Source organism: Methylobacterium sp. WL103, from assembly GCF_008039885.1.
In the GTDB taxonomy this organism is placed as follows: domain Bacteria; phylum Pseudomonadota; class Alphaproteobacteria; order Rhizobiales; family Beijerinckiaceae; genus Methylobacterium; species Methylobacterium cerastii.
In genome coordinates this window covers 1-13,577 of sequence record NZ_VRUX01000064.1, presented here as the reverse complement: position 1 = coordinate 13,577, position 13,577 = coordinate 1, and the positions used below count along the sequence as shown (strand labels likewise).

The 13,577-nt window shown below is 65.7% G+C and carries 17 protein-coding genes and 1 pseudogene; 12 read left to right on the top strand and 6 right to left on the bottom strand.

The features are described from left to right. Positions 1-733 (top strand): beta-eliminating lyase-related protein (locus tag FV222_RS06805; RefSeq protein WP_147813568.1); only part of this gene is annotated, 733 nt, incomplete at its 5' end. A gap of 198 nt (positions 734-931) precedes the next feature. Here FV222_RS06805 and FV222_RS06800 read toward each other — a convergent pair. Then, positions 932-1,495: a TetR/AcrR family transcriptional regulator gene (locus FV222_RS06800; RefSeq protein WP_147762285.1), complete on the bottom strand. Its 564-nt coding sequence runs from the start codon at positions 1,493-1,495 to the stop codon at positions 932-934. A 110-nt stretch (positions 1,496-1,605) separates the two neighbouring features. On the opposite strand from FV222_RS06800, the gene FV222_RS06795 reads away from it, so the two are divergent. Continuing rightward, entirely contained in the window at positions 1,606-2,316 is a 711-nt protein-coding gene (locus tag FV222_RS06795) for a glutathione S-transferase N-terminal domain-containing protein (RefSeq protein ID WP_147750433.1), read from the top strand. Positions 2,317-2,565: 249 nt separating this feature from the next. Here FV222_RS06795 and FV222_RS06790 read toward each other — a convergent pair whose 3' ends face one another. Further along, the gene (locus FV222_RS06790) at positions 2,566-2,826 is read right to left on the bottom strand and encodes a PepSY domain-containing protein (RefSeq protein ID WP_147750432.1); all 261 of its coding nucleotides are present in this window, start codon (positions 2,824-2,826) and stop codon (positions 2,566-2,568) included. A gap of 339 nt (positions 2,827-3,165) precedes the next feature. On the opposite strand from FV222_RS06790, the gene FV222_RS06785 reads away from it, so the two are divergent. From FV222_RS06785 to FV222_RS06770, 4 genes are all read left to right on the top strand, one after another. Then, positions 3,166-4,425, top strand: a complete 1,260-nt coding sequence (locus FV222_RS06785; RefSeq protein ID WP_147813566.1) for a site-specific integrase — start codon at positions 3,166-3,168, stop codon at positions 4,423-4,425. Continuing rightward, positions 4,422-4,955 carry a hypothetical protein gene (locus FV222_RS06780; RefSeq protein WP_147813564.1) on the top strand — a complete coding sequence of 178 codons (534 nt, stop codon included), beginning with the start codon at positions 4,422-4,424 and terminating at the stop codon, positions 4,953-4,955. The genes FV222_RS06785 and FV222_RS06780 overlap by 4 nt, the downstream gene beginning before the upstream one ends. An 87-nt stretch (positions 4,956-5,042) precedes the next feature. Next, on the top strand, positions 5,043-5,309 hold the full coding sequence (locus tag FV222_RS06775; protein WP_147813562.1) for a hypothetical protein: 267 nt from the start codon (positions 5,043-5,045) through the stop codon (positions 5,307-5,309). Then, complete coding sequence (locus FV222_RS06770; RefSeq protein WP_147813560.1) at positions 5,309-6,076, top strand: hypothetical protein; 768 nt, start codon at positions 5,309-5,311, stop codon at positions 6,074-6,076. Before FV222_RS06775 ends, FV222_RS06770 begins: the two co-directional genes overlap by 1 nt. A 61-nt stretch (positions 6,077-6,137) precedes the next feature. Here the strand turns inward: FV222_RS06770 and FV222_RS06765 are convergent, their stop codons facing one another. Beyond that, positions 6,138-6,371, bottom strand: a complete 234-nt coding sequence (locus FV222_RS06765) for a hypothetical protein (protein ID WP_147813558.1) — start codon at positions 6,369-6,371, stop codon at positions 6,138-6,140. A 167-nt stretch (positions 6,372-6,538) separates the two neighbouring features. On the opposite strand from FV222_RS06765, the gene FV222_RS06760 reads away from it, so the two are divergent. The 3 genes from FV222_RS06760 (at position 6,539) to FV222_RS06750 (ending at position 9,973) form a co-directional block, all read left to right on the top strand. Beyond that, positions 6,539-8,755 carry an AAA family ATPase gene (locus FV222_RS06760; protein WP_147813556.1) on the top strand — a complete coding sequence of 739 codons (2,217 nt, stop codon included), beginning with the start codon at positions 6,539-6,541 and terminating at the stop codon, positions 8,753-8,755. A gap of 661 nt (positions 8,756-9,416) precedes the next feature. Beyond that, positions 9,417-9,680, top strand: a complete 264-nt coding sequence (locus FV222_RS29380) for a hypothetical protein (protein ID WP_187277240.1) — start codon at positions 9,417-9,419, stop codon at positions 9,678-9,680. Further along, the gene (locus tag FV222_RS06750; protein ID WP_147813552.1) at positions 9,677-9,973 is read left to right on the top strand and encodes a hypothetical protein; all 297 of its coding nucleotides are present in this window, start codon (positions 9,677-9,679) and stop codon (positions 9,971-9,973) included. Before FV222_RS29380 ends, FV222_RS06750 begins: the two co-directional genes overlap by 4 nt. A gap of 76 nt (positions 9,974-10,049) precedes the next feature. Here FV222_RS06750 and FV222_RS06745 read toward each other — a convergent pair whose 3' ends face one another. The 3 genes from FV222_RS06745 to FV222_RS06735 all read right to left on the bottom strand — a co-directional run bounded on the left by FV222_RS06745 (position 10,050) and on the right by FV222_RS06735 (position 11,443). After that, on the bottom strand, positions 10,050-10,235 hold the full coding sequence (locus FV222_RS06745) for a hypothetical protein (RefSeq protein WP_147813550.1): 186 nt from the start codon (positions 10,233-10,235) through the stop codon (positions 10,050-10,052). A gap of 182 nt (positions 10,236-10,417) precedes the next feature. Next, complete coding sequence (locus FV222_RS06740) at positions 10,418-11,098, bottom strand: recombinase family protein (RefSeq protein ID WP_147813549.1); 681 nt, start codon at positions 11,096-11,098, stop codon at positions 10,418-10,420. Between the two features lie 78 nt (positions 11,099-11,176). After that, positions 11,177-11,443, bottom strand: coding sequence for a hypothetical protein (locus FV222_RS06735; RefSeq protein WP_147813547.1), 267 nt, complete (start codon positions 11,441-11,443; stop codon positions 11,177-11,179). A 327-nt stretch (positions 11,444-11,770) separates the two neighbouring features. On the opposite strand from FV222_RS06735, the gene FV222_RS06730 reads away from it, so the two are divergent. From FV222_RS06730 to FV222_RS06720, 3 genes and pseudogenes are all read left to right on the top strand, one after another. Beyond that, positions 11,771-12,313: a hypothetical protein gene (locus FV222_RS06730; RefSeq protein WP_147813545.1), complete on the top strand. Its 543-nt coding sequence runs from the start codon at positions 11,771-11,773 to the stop codon at positions 12,311-12,313. After that, on the top strand, positions 12,310-12,675 hold the full coding sequence (locus FV222_RS06725; RefSeq protein ID WP_147813543.1) for a hypothetical protein: 366 nt from the start codon (positions 12,310-12,312) through the stop codon (positions 12,673-12,675). Before FV222_RS06730 ends, FV222_RS06725 begins: the two co-directional genes overlap by 4 nt. A gap of 18 nt (positions 12,676-12,693) precedes the next feature. Then, positions 12,694-13,577 (top strand): annotated as a pseudogene (locus FV222_RS06720) (hypothetical protein); the annotation flags it as partial.

The following is a 13,577-nucleotide window of genomic DNA, read 5'->3' as shown; positions in this document are numbered from 1 at the left end:
ACTCTACACGCCCGAGGCGTTCGCGGCGGCGATCCGGCCGCCGGCCCGCACGGCGCCGCGCACCGCCCTCGTTTCCATCGAGCAGACCACCAGCTTCTCGGGCGGCTCGGTCTGGGCGCTGGCCGACATGCGGGCGATCCGCGACATCGCCCGCGCCCACGGCCTGAAGGCGCATATCGACGGCGCCCGCCTGCTCAACGCGGTGGCCGCCACCGGAATCGCGGCGAAGGACTACGCGCAAGGGTTCGACAGCGTCTGGCTCGACCTCAGCAAGGGCCTCGGCTGCCCGGTCGGCGCGGTTCTGTGCGGCTCCCGCGACTTCGTCGTCGAGGCCTGGCGCTGGAAGTACCGGCTCGGCGGCGCCATGCGCCAATCCGGCGTGGTCGCCGCCGCCGGCCTCTACGCCCTCGACCACCACGTCGCGAAGTTGAGCACCGACAACGCGCACATCCGGCTGATCCACGACGCGATCGCCGACGCGCCGGGCTTGAGCTTCGACCCGAGCGCGGGGCAATCGAACATCCTGTGCTTCGGCGTCTCCGGCCTCGGCGTCACCGCCCCGGCCTTCGCCGAGGCCTGCCTCGCGCACGACGTCCGCATCCGCGCCATCGGCAGCCAGATCCGCGTCACCACCCACCTCGACGTGGATCGCGCCGGGGCGGAACGCGCGGCCGAGGTGATCCGCGCCGTCGCCGAGGCCTTCGCCGAACGCCGGGCGGCGCCCGTTCGGTGAAGGTCACACTCTGACGGGGGGAGCGACACCGCGGGTTCGTCTTCGGCCCATTGCAGAAGATCGGGAGGTCTGCCCCGAGCCCGTCTGGTGGATGAGGGCTTACGACGGGATTTGAGTGGAAAGCGGTAACTCAGAGACTAAGCATTGAACGCCTATTTCGCGATCCAGAGCGGGCTTTCTTCGAGAATGGATGGACAACTACGCAGGCAAGAGGCCGGCCGCGCGATAGTTGTCGATCAGGGTGTCGAACAGCGGGAGATCGGCGCGGCCCCGCGCCATGAGTTGAGCACCCGCGACGGCCGCGTAGATGGCGCGAGCCCGGCCTTCGCTGTCCGCCGCCTTCACGACACTCGCCGCCGTCAACAACTTGCTCAACCACGCGACGTTGACGTCGGCGAATGCGCGCACCTCGTGTTTCACGGTATCGGGTAGATCATCGTATTCCGCCGTCATGAAGCTGGACAAGCACATGCGGTTGTCGTTCTGCAAAGACACCCGGAAAATCTCAGGATACCGACGCAGTCCGTCCAGTGGGTCGGCCGCTTCGTCCGAGATGGCTTCGAGATCGGTGGCGATGTCTTCCCAATAACGCTTCGCGACCGCCGCTCCGAGTTCGGCCTTGCCGGGGAAGTGATAGTAGACGCTTGCGGCCTTGATCCCGACCTCGGCTGCCAAGTCGCGGAAATTCAATCCGCTGTAGCCGTGCGCCATGGCGGTTCGCTTCGCAGCGGCAAGGATCGCTTCCTTATACCCCGAACTCATCGCGCCCATCCTCCGCAAGAAAATTACCTGCCTGTTGGCAGATAGGCGTTGACCGCTCGGAAAGGAAGGCCTAGTGATTCGTCTGCCTACTGACAGACAGAGAGAGTCAGATGACCAGCCAAACCGCCTCCAAGCTCCAGCTTTTCACCTCGCCCTCGGCGTTCCCCAACCCACAGCGCCTGCGCATCTTCCTGCACGAGAAGGGCATCGCGGATCGGTTCGACGAGCGCGTCTACGACATGTCGCCGGTCGGCGAGCAGCGGCAGTGGCGGCATCTGAAGATGAACCCGTGGGGCGAGACGCCGACGCTGAAACTCGAGGACGGAAGCGTCATCTCGGAGACGGCGGCCATCGTCCGGTACCTCGATCAGGCCTTCCCCGGTCGGCGGATCATGGGTGATAGCCCCCTTGAGCAGGGCCTCGACACCATGTGGGACAACCGCATCTGGGTCCACATCCTCTACCGGATCGTGACCGCGTTCCACGTCCTGCATCAGGGGCTGGGGCCAAAGCTCGAACTCACCAGCAACCCGGCCTGGGGCGAGCATTGCCGCAAGGAAGCGCTGGCCCATGCGAGCTTGGTGAACCAGCACCTGTCGGACGGGCGCGAATGGCTGCTCGGCGGCGAAGCGCCGACTTTCTCGGACATCACGATGGCGACCGCGATCGCCTTCTCGAAATTCCCCGTGAACGCCACGCCGCTGGACGAGCGCTTCGAGCACATCGACGCATTCTGGAAGCGCTGGCAGCAGCGGCCGACCTTCCTCGCCGCCTATGCCGACCGTCAGAGCGGTGTGCCGGAGTTGGACGACCGGGCCTGATCGACCATCGGCATTCCGGGATTGGTGCGCTGGTCGAGCCCCCTCCGACCAGCGCTCTGCCGTCATCGGGACTTCGAACGACCGCTGTGTCGCCGAATGCGGTCGTCGATCGAAGGGGTCTGGAGGGCTGCTGAGGGTCGTTGTCGGACGTTTGGCTATGGGTACCAAGCGTCGGATTTCCGCCTATCGGGCGCCGGTCGGCAGAGCCGCACGGCGCCCGCTTCGTCCCTCCCGTTACTCGGCCTTGCGCTACTCGGCCTTGCGCTTGACGATGGCCATCGTCTTCGGATCGAGCTTGAGGTCGAACTGCTTGCCCGAGCCGTCGACGGCGTCGTCGACCTCGATCATGCCGTCGTCGAGCTCGATCTCCTTCCACTTGGTGAAGCCTTCTTGGCGGAGCATGGCCTCGACCTTGGCCTGCTGGTCCGGCGGCAGCTTCTCGTCGGCCTGAGCGGCACCGGTCAGGCCGGCGGCGAAGACGAGGGCGAGGGCGGTGGATGTCAGGCGCATGGCGGTTTCCGTTTGTGGTTGTCGACCGGCAGAGAACAGCCGCGCAAGGAGCCGGTTCCTGAACCGGTTCCTGAGGTTGTCAGGCTAGGGATGGCCGCCTAGGCTTACTTTCCGTCGAGCCGAAGGCCCCCTCCCGCATGGTCACCCGCGTCGCCACCGTCGCCTTCGAGGGGATGGCGGTAGGTGTTTCCCACCCGATGCTAGTCCCTACCTACCTTTACCAAGCCTCTGCGATCACGTAGGTTTATCGCTACTCGGCGGCTCCAGTTGGCTCTGCCGATTTCTGCCATTTACCGCCTAGCGCTTCCATAGTGCTTCCGCGGAAGCGGGATGGGGGCGATGGCGAAGCTGACGAAGCGGGTAGTCGAAGCGGCTGATGTCCGGCCCAAAGATTATTTCCTCTGGTGCGATGAGCTGCCCGGCTTCGGAGTGCGCATCCTCGCGTCCGGCCGGCGCAGCTACCTCGTCCAGTACCGCAACGCCGGCCGATCTCGTCGGGTCACGATCGGGCTGCATGGCCCGGTGACGCCGGACCAGGCGCGGAAAGAAGCGCTCGGACTGCTTGGGCGCATCGCGAAAGGCGAAGACCCGGCCGAGGACAAGGCCACACAGCGGCGGGCACTCACGGTCTCGCAGCTCTGTGCCCGCTACCTGGATGCGACGAAGGCCGGGCTCGTGCTCGGCCGTGGCGGCAAGCCGAAGAAGGCCACGACGCTCGTCTCGGACCGCGGCCGCATCGAGCACCACATCCTGCCGCTGCTCGGCAACCGGCTCGTCCAGGATCTGACGCGCCCGGACGTGCAGAGATTCGTGCGGGACGTTCAGACCGGCCGCACCCGCAAGACCTACAAAACCAAGGCGCGAGGTATTGTCCTCGTCGAGGGTGGCGCCGGCGCGGCCGCGCGCACGGCCGGCCTGCTCGGCGGCATCCTTTCGTACGCGATCGGGGAGGGCATCATCGCGACGAACCCAGTCCAGGGCGTGCGTCGCCCGGCCGACAAGAAACGGGATCGCCGGCTCACGCCTGCCGAGTTCGCAGCGCTCGGGGGCGTGCTCGCCTCGGCGGACCGGGAAGGCGAGAGCTGGCAGTCGACCGATGCGATACGGCTTCTCTGCCTGACCGGCTGCCGCTTGCGCGAGGTCACGAACCTGCAGTGGATCGAGGTGGACGTCGCAGGCTCGTGCCTGCGGCTCGCCGATACGAAGGAAGGGCGTTCCGTTCGACCGCTCGGCACCGCCGCGGTGCGCTTGTTGGCTGAGATCCAGAAGCGCAGCCCCGGGGCGTACGTGTTGCCAGCTACACGGGGGAGGGGCGGCTTCGGTGGCGCGCCGGACGCGATCGAACGTTACGGCAAGCGGGCTGGCCTCACGGGTGTCGGCGCTCACACGCTTCGGCACTCGTTTGCCAGCACGGCCGGCGACCTCGGCTACAGCGACAGCACGATCGGCGCGATGCTCGGGCACGCTGGGAGCACCATGACTAGCCGGTATGTGCACCACCTCGACGCGGTGCTGGTCGCCGCGGCCGATCGGGTTTCTGAGGCTATCGCCGGGGCGCTTGCTGCCACCGGGATCGATACCGTCACGAGGGCGGCATGAGCGATAAAATTACGCTAGCCGAAGCTCTGGTGCGGGCGCAGGAGCGGGCCGCGTCCTCAAATGACACGCCGCCACGACAGCTGCCTGAGAATACGGCCCTCGAGCTGTTACGCACCGCGGCGCTCATTCACGGTTTCGATCCCGACGGTGTCGAGCGTAGCTTTCTGGAAGGTGGGCCCTTAGCAGAGTTGGTGCGAGCTGTGCTCAACGCCGAACCAGTAGTTAAGCCACCACGAGGGAGACCGCCAAATCTTGAAGAAAGCTGGAACACATATACCGGTGTCGTTCAATTAACTCGCCTCGGCCACAGCGTTGAGGACGCCATCGGTTTCTTATCCAACGCTTTGAAGGTCAAAGAATCTAAAATCCGTTCGCAGTACCAGCGAACCCGCGACGATCCGCGGGTCGACCCATCACACGTTCCGTCCGCCGGGCTTGCGTCTCTTTTTACGGCTTCGCTTATGGACCCGCGCCCGAGGCCGAAGCCTGCTTCGGAGAGACCACGAGTTCCGCGCAAAAAGATATCCTGATTTATGCGGTTGGACGACGCCTCACCCACCCCGCACGTTCCTCACGTCTGCTGACGCCTACCAGGCGCAACCGATCGCGAGGAACCCATGAACTACCAGCCCCACGGCGCCGAGGCGCCCAGCCCGAAGAAGCGTGGTGGCGACGCCGCGAAGTACATTTCTGATCGCCACGGCATTCCCTGCAGCCCGAAGACGCTAGCGAAGCTCCGGTGCATCGGCGGCGGACCGGCCTTCTACAAAGCGGGGCGCATCCCGCTCTATGCCGACGAGGATCTCGACGCGTGGGCTGCAGCGCGTCTTAGCCGGCGCGTGACCTCGACGTCTGAGCTGGCTCTGCAATCGAGCGCTGCGTGATGGGTGACGCCAGCCACTACTCCTCATTTGCTGCCGATCCTGTTCCAGGCAGCGCCTACGATTTCTACGTCGCCGCGACACGCATCCGCGACGAGGAGCCTGCGGTTCCGCTCGGCCTGGCGCCAGTTTCCATCCGGACTGACATGGACCTCTGCACGCGCCGGTTTTGGGAACGACGTAATCCGTTCCTCGAAGAGGTAGCACACGCTACGCGGCGGCAAGTTATCGAAGAGCTGTGCGAGGCCGGCATGCTTCCGGATTGTCCGGCTGAGCCCCTATCACCAGAGCTCGAAGCATACGTATCGAGGCAAGTCCGTCGCATCCACTACGGCTACCTCCGATCCGAGGAGGAACTGCAGGGCAAAGCGGCGGCTTGGAAACGCACGCTATCACCCGAAAAGCGCGTGCTAATCGGTGCGAGGCTTTGCTCCGGGAGCAGCGATAAAGCTGCGCAACGCCTCAACGAAGGCATTCAGCCCGGCGGCCCCAAGCGGGGGCTCGGTCGCCACCACGTCTACCGCGCGATGCACGCATTCCTGCGTTTGCCCGACTTCAGCGATTTTGCAATCCGGGCCGAGATCCTTCTGTTCGTCGACAACTTCCGGACGCTGCGGCGGGTGCGAACGAGAGCGAGGGCGCACCGTAGCTTTCGTGGGCTCGATGGCCGCGAATTGGCCGAGGCGATCCACGAGCGGAGCGACCTCTGGCACGTGTGCGATCGGACCCGAGACGAGCTCCCGCCGCTACCAGTTCTCTTGGCGGCCTGAAGGATGCGCGTTTTCGAGCCCCGTTTCGGTGGGTCGCATCGCGCATGCCTCGTCGTCAATGTCAGCTGCGCATCGCCGCCGGCAGGACATTCATGAGCGCTTCGACATCCGCACAAAGCCCCGACCGAAGCGGCGCGGCGCTGACCGTTGTCGGTTCCTGTTGGGACGGACGAACATCGGTATCCGTGGCCGAGGCCGCTGTGATCGTCGCGCGGTCGACGTCGTGGGTTCGGGATCGGATCACGGATCGCAGTCTCGAGACGAGCGAACGATCGACCGGGCCGACGAGGATCACTGTCGCCAGCCTGCACGCCCTGGCGGCGGCCCTATCGCGCTCTTCCGCGTCACCGCGGAACTCTAAGCCGGCCGCTTTCCCGAAGCCCCGGCTCGTCGTCGACAATACGCACTGAAAAAACGGCCGGTCGCCTTGCCAGAGGCGCCGGCCGCAAAGGGTCTCAATCGATGGATAGCAGTATACATGCGCCGGCCGATGCCGCGCAACTCGGTGATCTGCTTGGCGGTCACATAAACGGGCACGCCGCGGCGGTCTGTGCGAACCCATTCCTCAAGTGGTGGGATCTCGGCTACCGGTCGCTGGTCCCGATCGTGCCGCCTGGCGCACCGCTCGCGCCGAAAAGCAGCCTCGCGCTCAAGCTGGCGGGCGGCCGCGACGACCGCGGCAAGGCGCCCGGTGTGCGGCGCGACGACAACCAGTGGTGCGGGCTCTACGGCTGGCAACAGCTTGAGACCACCGAAGCCGATCTTGACCGCTGGAACGCGATGGGCGCCGGCGTGGGCCTCGCCGACGACGGGGGCTTGGTGCTGCTCGACATCGATGCGAACGACGAAGCGACCGCCGACGCGATCGAGGCGGACGCGCTCGCGATGCTTGGGCCCGCCCCTTGTCGGGTCGGTGGCTGGCCGAAGCGGTTGCTGCTGTACCGCACCGAGGATGTGCTGTCGTTCACAGCGCTCACGTTTCAGGGACCAAGCGACAAGCCGGACCGGATCGAGCTGCTCGCCAAGCCGAAGCAGGCCGTCGTCGAAGGGATCTACGCGCGCACCGGCAGGCCGTACGCGTGGCGGCGCCCGATCGTCGCTCGCGGGGCCTTGATACTGGTGACGCGGCAGCAGCTCGACGCCTTCTTCGCCATGCAGCGCGAGAAGCTGCCAGCGGCGATGCAGGAACAGGGCGCGACGCTGACCGATCGCGAGAACGTCGATCAGCAGGCTTTGAAAGGCGACGTCGCCCAGCTGCGCAAAGCCGTCGCGTTGATCCCCAACACGGCAGCACTGTTCCCGTCTTACAGATCGATGATCACGATGGGCGAGGCCATCCACTCCGCCTGCGCCGACGATGCGGAAGCCGGGCGCGAGATCTGGCACGAGTGGGCCTCACGCTGGGAAGGTGACGACTACGATTTTGACGTGTCCGATCAACGATGGGAAACGTTCAAGGCTCCGCACGGCGTAGGCGCGGGTTGGCTCTTCTACCAAGCTGAGAAGCACGCGCCGGACCGGTTCAGCCGCGGTGAGCTCTGGTTTGATGCCTCCGCAGCCGAGCAATCGTTCCCCGCGGGAAAAGAAGGTGAGACAGCGGCGCCCTCTGTCGACGCAGACGTGTTCGAGATGCTCACGCTCGGCGATATCATCAGTCGACCGCCGCTTCGCTTCATCGTCGGTAGGCACTTGCCGGAACACAGCGTGGGGTTCCTCTACGGCGACCCCGGGTCCGGCAAGAGCTTCATCGCTCTCGATTGGGCGCTGCACCTCGCCTTCGGCCTGCGGGATTGGCACGGCGACCCGATAACGGCCGATCCTACGGCTTGCGTCATCTATCTCGCCGGCGAAGGCTCGCACGGTTTCAGGGCGCGGGCGCTGGCCTGGGCGAAGCGCCACGGCATCCCAGAGTCGGCGCTCGACGACGGCCGGTTCCGGCTTCTGCCCGTCGGCGTGAACATGATGCAGCCGGAGCAGGTCGCGAAGCTGGCTCGCACGATCAAGCTGGGCGTCGGCCGCGCTAGCCTTGTCGTCACCGACACCGTCTCGCGCGCGATGCCCGGGGCCGACGAGAATACGCAGAAGGAGATGACGCTGTTCGTGAAGGCGTGCGACGTGCTGCGCGATACCTTCGATTGCGTCGTGCTCGGTGTGCACCACGCTAACCGCGCCGGCGGAATGCGCGGGTCGTCGGTGCTCTCGGGCGCCGGCGATTTCGTGTTCAAGCTCGAACGCGCCAAAGGCGCCCCGGTTGGCCGGCTCATCTGCGAGAAGCAGAAGGATGGGCCGGACGGATGGGAAGATCCCTATCGCTTCGACCTCGTGTACGTCGAGGGCGGATCGAGCCTCGTGCCAAGCCGCCACATGGTGGCGGAGATACCCGCGCCAAAGGCTTCCGAGCCGACAGCGGCGCCGGATCTGTCGGTTCGCGTGCTCGAGGCAATGCGAACGGCCTGGGCCTCCGGCAAACCTTGGGGCGCGACATACAGAGCTAAGGATCGTTGGGCCGCCAAGTTAATGGCGAGCGATTTTGGCTTCACGGTAGACGGCGCCGAAGAGCTGCTCAGGTACTGGATCACCGTCGGTCAGATCGAGCTGCGTACCGTCGACACGCACAGCAAGCGAAGCGGCTACTGCGTTTTGACATACACGAAGCCCGGAAACGACCTGTTCCAATGACTAAGATTTTGCGGAGCAGCGTTATGGAGTTGCGGAGCAGCTCGGCTAAGTCATTGATTTTGCTTGCGGAGCAAGTTTTGCGGAGCAGCGTGCGGAGCAGCGGAGCGGCAGTTGCTAAGTCGCTGTTTTTGCTTGCGGATCAGGATTTGCGGAGCAGCGGAGCGAAACCTCTATATATACGGGGCAGGCTGCTCCGCAGGCCGTGCGGCCGCCTGTCCTCGTATCTAGTAAATCGTAGCGACCGCAGCTTAGGCCTGGTTAGGGGGAGGCCCCCGTACAGGCTGTTTCCGCGCATAGGTCACGGGGTCACATCGTGAAACGAGGTTTCGGGACGAACGCGCCCGCCTCGTCGCGACAGATCGCGTGGCGCCGCTCGGCGCGGTTCAAGGCGATGGGCCGACAGAACTGTCTGCGCTTCAACGCCCTGCAGCGATCCAAGCCGAAATGCGGGGCCACGAAGCGGTCGGACGGGCAGCCCTGCCAGAATCCCGGGCTCGCGAACGGCCGCTGCAGGCTCCACGGGGGCGCTACGCCGGCCGGGAAGCAATGGCACCGTGTCCAATACCCGAAGGGCGATACACCGGCCGCACGGGCCAAATTCGAGCGGAAGCTGTCCGTCCGGGACCGCCTCGACCGGAAGCTCGCCAAACGCCTAGCCACGATGACGGCGGACGAGCGGGCGCGATACGATGCCTGGCACCGCACCCACATGCCGGGTCCGGCAAGTCAGCGATCGGCGCGACGGTCCCAGGCCGAGCAAGACGCCGCGACGCGCGCGCTGCTCGCGAGCGGCGACCGCCCGCTACCGGCCGAGAAGCAGGCCGAGCTCGACCGCCTCAGGTCGATGATCGCTCGTATCGACCACATCGTTGCCGAGCGGCTCACACCGCCGGCCACCGAGCCTGCAGGAGATCTGTTCGCATGAGCCAATCCCCAGAAGAGACGCGGCGCGAGCTACAGCTGCTGATGCAGACCGAGGGCGCGCGGATCGCCTACGACACCGCGAAGTCGATCTGCCTCGACCCGAAGGCGTCGGCCACGGCCAAGGCCAGCGCGATCAATTCGCTGCTGCGGGTCGGTGGGTTCGACGGCAAGCCTGAACCGGACGGCGACGTCCCTGTCGAGGACATGACGAAGGAGCAGCTCGCTCGACGGATCGGACAGATCGATCGGATGCTCGCGAGCTACGAAGAGCCGGACGGCGACCTGTTCGCCTAGAAACGCGCAACGCCCGGCGCAAAGGCCGGGCGTTGCGATCACGGGTCGTTGTGTCGTGCGCGGCCGTGGAGCCGGCTTAGGCGGCCGAAAGCTTGTCAGCCATCTCAGCCCTATCGAGTTCGTCGCTGAGCGCGGTGGCGTTGTCGCTAGCCGTGCCCAGCAGGGCGTTGACGAAGTTGGCGACATCCACTGGCAAGCCCGCGCACTCTCTCAGGTGCTCGATAGCTGCATCAATCAGCTGGGCAATGTTGAAACACTTCATGCTCGGATCTCTGGACACGCTCTGTCTCCTTGGTTTGGATGAGCGATGATCCTCGAATGAATGCTGATTTGCAACAATTATTGTGTCTTCCATTAGAGCATACAAAGCGCACATATTTTCCAATAACTTAACTAGATCTGTCAGTTTTCGCTGTCTGACACGAAATACAAAGCGGACATCTTTTAGGCTTCGGCCCGGGCTAAGACGCGCTGAACCTGAACGGCCTGCCAGGCCCCGCCGCGGGCGGTCGGCACGCCTCTGTCATTCAACGCCGCGGCGATGCCGTTGGCCGTGGTGATGCCGGAAGCGCGGATGTCCTCAATGACCGGGAGGAGATCCACCTTGCGGGTGGCGGCCTCGCCTTGGCGTTTCGCGAGGCTTGCGGCCCGGCCCTTGGCGGCGAACTCCGGCAGGTTGCCCCGGTCGCCCCCGAGCTTCACGCCCCGCGCCTTTGCAGCGCTCAGGGCGGCCTTGGTGCGATCCGAGATCGCCTTGGCCTCATGCTCGGCCACGGCGGCCAGGATGTGGATGGTCAGGCGGTTGGCCTGCGGGAAGTCGACGGCCACGAAGTCGACGCCCGCTTCCATGAGGGCCGACACGAAGGCCACGTTGCGCGCCAGCCGATCCAGCTTGGCGATGACCAGCATGGCCTTGTGGAGGCGGCACAGGCGCATCGCCTCGGCCAGCTTGGGCCGGTCGTTGCGTTTGCCGCTCTCGACTTCCACGACCTCGGCAACGAGCTGCCAGTTGCCGCCGTTGAGGTAGGCGCGGACCGCCTCTTGCTGTGCCTCTAGGCCGAGGCCCGAACGGCCCTGTCGAGCCGTCGAAACTCGCACGTAGCTGATGAAGCGACCCTCGGCCATCGGACCCTCAAGCGGTTTACATTTAGCGCTACGTTCGATGCGCCAAATGTAAAACAGCTTGAGTGGAGACGCAAGCGCTCATCCGGCCCGAAGCGTGATGACGTTCGATCCGGGTTCGCGGTATCCGACGCGGCGGCGCATGACCGGCGGGGTCCATGGCGCGGGCTCGGTCGAAACCGGGCGTAGCTCCTCCTCTAGCTCGACCGCGTGTCGGCGCGCGTCGGCGATCATGTCGGCCAGGCGCGCCGCAGCGGCCGGTGGCAGGCCACCGGCGCGGATCTCATCGACGGCGGCATCGAGAGTGGCGCGCAGAACGCGCGCGCGCAGGTCGGTTGGGAGGCACATGAGACAGCATCCTTGGTCAGGTGCCCCAGAGTTGCGCAGTCGCGGCCCGATGCCAAGCAAGTCTTGAGCGGATGGGTGGTGGCATAGCCCTAGCCCGGAGGGTGCCCCCTGGCGGCGGTCTCCCCGCCATTCTGAAACCGCCACCAGACCCGCTTAGAAAAATGCTCCTTTTCGAAAGTCTGCGTATGTCGCGCGTATGACGCTGTGCTTGAGGATAAAATAAATACAAATTGGTGAGATAATATAGTCTGTGTAATACGCTTGAAATTGTAAAAAAATCGTGATATCTGCGCGAGAGGCTCGACTTTGTCGACGGATCGCGTGCACATGACGAACATTCAATCGCTCTTTGCGGACCAGGAACAGGACCACGACTTCGACGAGCCCTCGCCGCCGTCGCAAGAAGAGATCGCTTTGTGGCAAAGCGTCGAGGGCGTGATCTTGGAACTCGATCACGCTCTCGACGATCAGGTTCCGATCCGTGTCGGCATGGCCCTCCATGAAGTGCGTACCGGCATTGCTGCGGCGAACATATTTCGGCCGAGCCGCGAAGACGTCGACCGGATGCTGCAGGCGGTCGAGCGGGCACGCCCCCACGTTGTCTTGTTCCTGTCGGCTCACACGTTCGAGGCCAACGCCAAGCGAGGAATGGACGCGCTGCAGGGCCTGATCTGCCGCTGGGGCGAGGCGCCAGAAGTACAGGCTGCCCGACATCCGCATGTGGCGCTCGACATCAGCGCGTATGCCGAGATTTTCAGACGGGAGCTGCGCAACGCCGACGCTATGCAGGCGATCGGAGAGCGAGCCAAGCTGCGTCGGTCCGACCGGGCCGCCGCGGTCTGGCGACGCCTCAACGAGGGCGCAGCATGACGGGCGAGGCTCCCGCAGTTGATCCGTTCGACGTCTTGCCGGACGCCCCCGCGGACTTCCTCGCAACCGCGACGGCGCACCTGATGCTCGCCGCCACGGGCAACGACGTGGCGGGCAATCTCGACGCGGCGCTGCGCACGATCCTGACGGCGGCGAGCCGCCCTGACACGCGGCCAGTCCCATGTGAGGCGGTCGAACTAGCGCGTCTCGCGCTTGTCGCCGTCGCCGATGCGGCGGTCGAGCGCTTGGGCGACCACAGGCACGATCGACGGCATGGGCCGGGTGCTTCCGGCGCTACCGCCCACGGCCTCGCTCGCCAATCTCTACAACCTGTTCTGATGGGGCGGCTTCGGCCGCTGTGACGCAAAGGAAGCCGCCCGATGGAGCCGAACGCCCGCCCCGTCTTCGATCCCGCGATGAACCAGCTCCTCATCGACCGGATCATGGGCCGCCCGGCATCCGCGCCGGCTTCGGCCGCCCCCGCCGATCCGTGGGCGGCGTTCCCGGCCGCACCCGCCGATCCGTTCGGCGCGTTTCCCGACGCACCCGCCGCCAGCCCGGCGCCGGCGCCGTCTCGCGTCATCGACTTCGAAGGCCGCCGCATCACCATGCCCGGCGATGCAACCGACGATGAGGTCCGACAGGTCCTCGGGACGCCGCCTGCACCGGCCGCACCACAAGCGAGCGGCCAAGGCGGCCAGGTTGTTGAGGTGGAGGCGCCTGACGGGAGGGTGGTGGAGTTCCCCCACGACACCCCGCGCGATGTCATGGCGAAGGCCATGCAAGCCAAGTTCGGCCGCGCCCCGGCAGCGCCCGCCCCGGTCGCGCGCGGCTCGCAGATGACGCCGAACGAGGCCGATCTGGCGGTCAGCGGCATTGGTCAGCCGGTCCCGGAGATGCGCCCCGGCCCGGCGCCGCTGCAGGGCGACAGTCTCGCCGGTATCGGCAAAGCCGCGATGCAGGGGCCGGTTTCCGGCCTCGACATGCTGATCGACGCCCCGGTCCACCTCGCCAACCAAGCGCCCAAAGCGCTCAATCTCAACGCCTGGCTCGTCAACAAAATCCTCGGCCGTGACGCGGTCCCCTACGCGGGAGCGATCAGCGATCACCCGCTTCTCCCCAGCGACATCCTCCACGCGCCCGACCGCGCGCTCGGCTCGCGGAAGTACGTGCCGCAGGGACCGGTAGAGCGGATCGTGGATCGCATCGGCCAGGAAGTCGGCGCGTCGGCCGTCCCCGCGGCCGGTGCGCTCGCCGCGGGCGG

Bases quoted from the DNA above. Each gene is read 5' to 3' on its own strand.
- FV222_RS06760 (WP_147813556.1), top strand. From the start codon at position 6,539: ATGGATAGCAGTATACATGCGCCGGCCGATGCCGCGCAACTCGGTGAT.
- FV222_RS06735 (WP_147813547.1), bottom strand. From the start codon at position 11,443: ATGTGCCTCCCAACCGACCTGCGCGCGCGCGTTCTGCGCGCCACTCTC.
- FV222_RS06725 (WP_147813543.1), top strand. From the start codon at position 12,310: ATGACGGGCGAGGCTCCCGCAGTTGATCCGTTCGACGTCTTGCCGGAC.
- FV222_RS06800 (WP_147762285.1), bottom strand. From the start codon at position 1,495: ATGAGTTCGGGGTATAAGGAAGCGATCCTTGCCGCTGCGAAGCGAACC.
- FV222_RS06740 (WP_147813549.1), bottom strand. From the start codon at position 11,098: ATGGCCGAGGGTCGCTTCATCAGCTACGTGCGAGTTTCGACGGCTCGA.
- FV222_RS06790 (WP_147750432.1), bottom strand. From the start codon at position 2,826: ATGCGCCTGACATCCACCGCCCTCGCCCTCGTCTTCGCCGCCGGCCTG.
- FV222_RS06770 (WP_147813560.1), top strand. From the start codon at position 5,309: ATGGGTGACGCCAGCCACTACTCCTCATTTGCTGCCGATCCTGTTCCA.
- FV222_RS06795 (WP_147750433.1), top strand. From the start codon at position 1,606: ATGACCAGCCAAACCGCCTCCAAGCTCCAGCTTTTCACCTCGCCCTCG.
- FV222_RS06745 (WP_147813550.1), bottom strand. From the start codon at position 10,235: ATGAAGTGTTTCAACATTGCCCAGCTGATTGATGCAGCTATCGAGCAC.
- FV222_RS06785 (WP_147813566.1), top strand. From the start codon at position 3,166: ATGGCGAAGCTGACGAAGCGGGTAGTCGAAGCGGCTGATGTCCGGCCC.
- FV222_RS06730 (WP_147813545.1), top strand. From the start codon at position 11,771: ATGACGAACATTCAATCGCTCTTTGCGGACCAGGAACAGGACCACGAC.
- FV222_RS29380 (WP_187277240.1), top strand. From the start codon at position 9,417: ATGACGGCGGACGAGCGGGCGCGATACGATGCCTGGCACCGCACCCAC.
- FV222_RS06750 (WP_147813552.1), top strand. From the start codon at position 9,677: ATGAGCCAATCCCCAGAAGAGACGCGGCGCGAGCTACAGCTGCTGATG.
- FV222_RS06775 (WP_147813562.1), top strand. From the start codon at position 5,043: ATGAACTACCAGCCCCACGGCGCCGAGGCGCCCAGCCCGAAGAAGCGT.
- FV222_RS06780 (WP_147813564.1), top strand. From the start codon at position 4,422: ATGAGCGATAAAATTACGCTAGCCGAAGCTCTGGTGCGGGCGCAGGAG.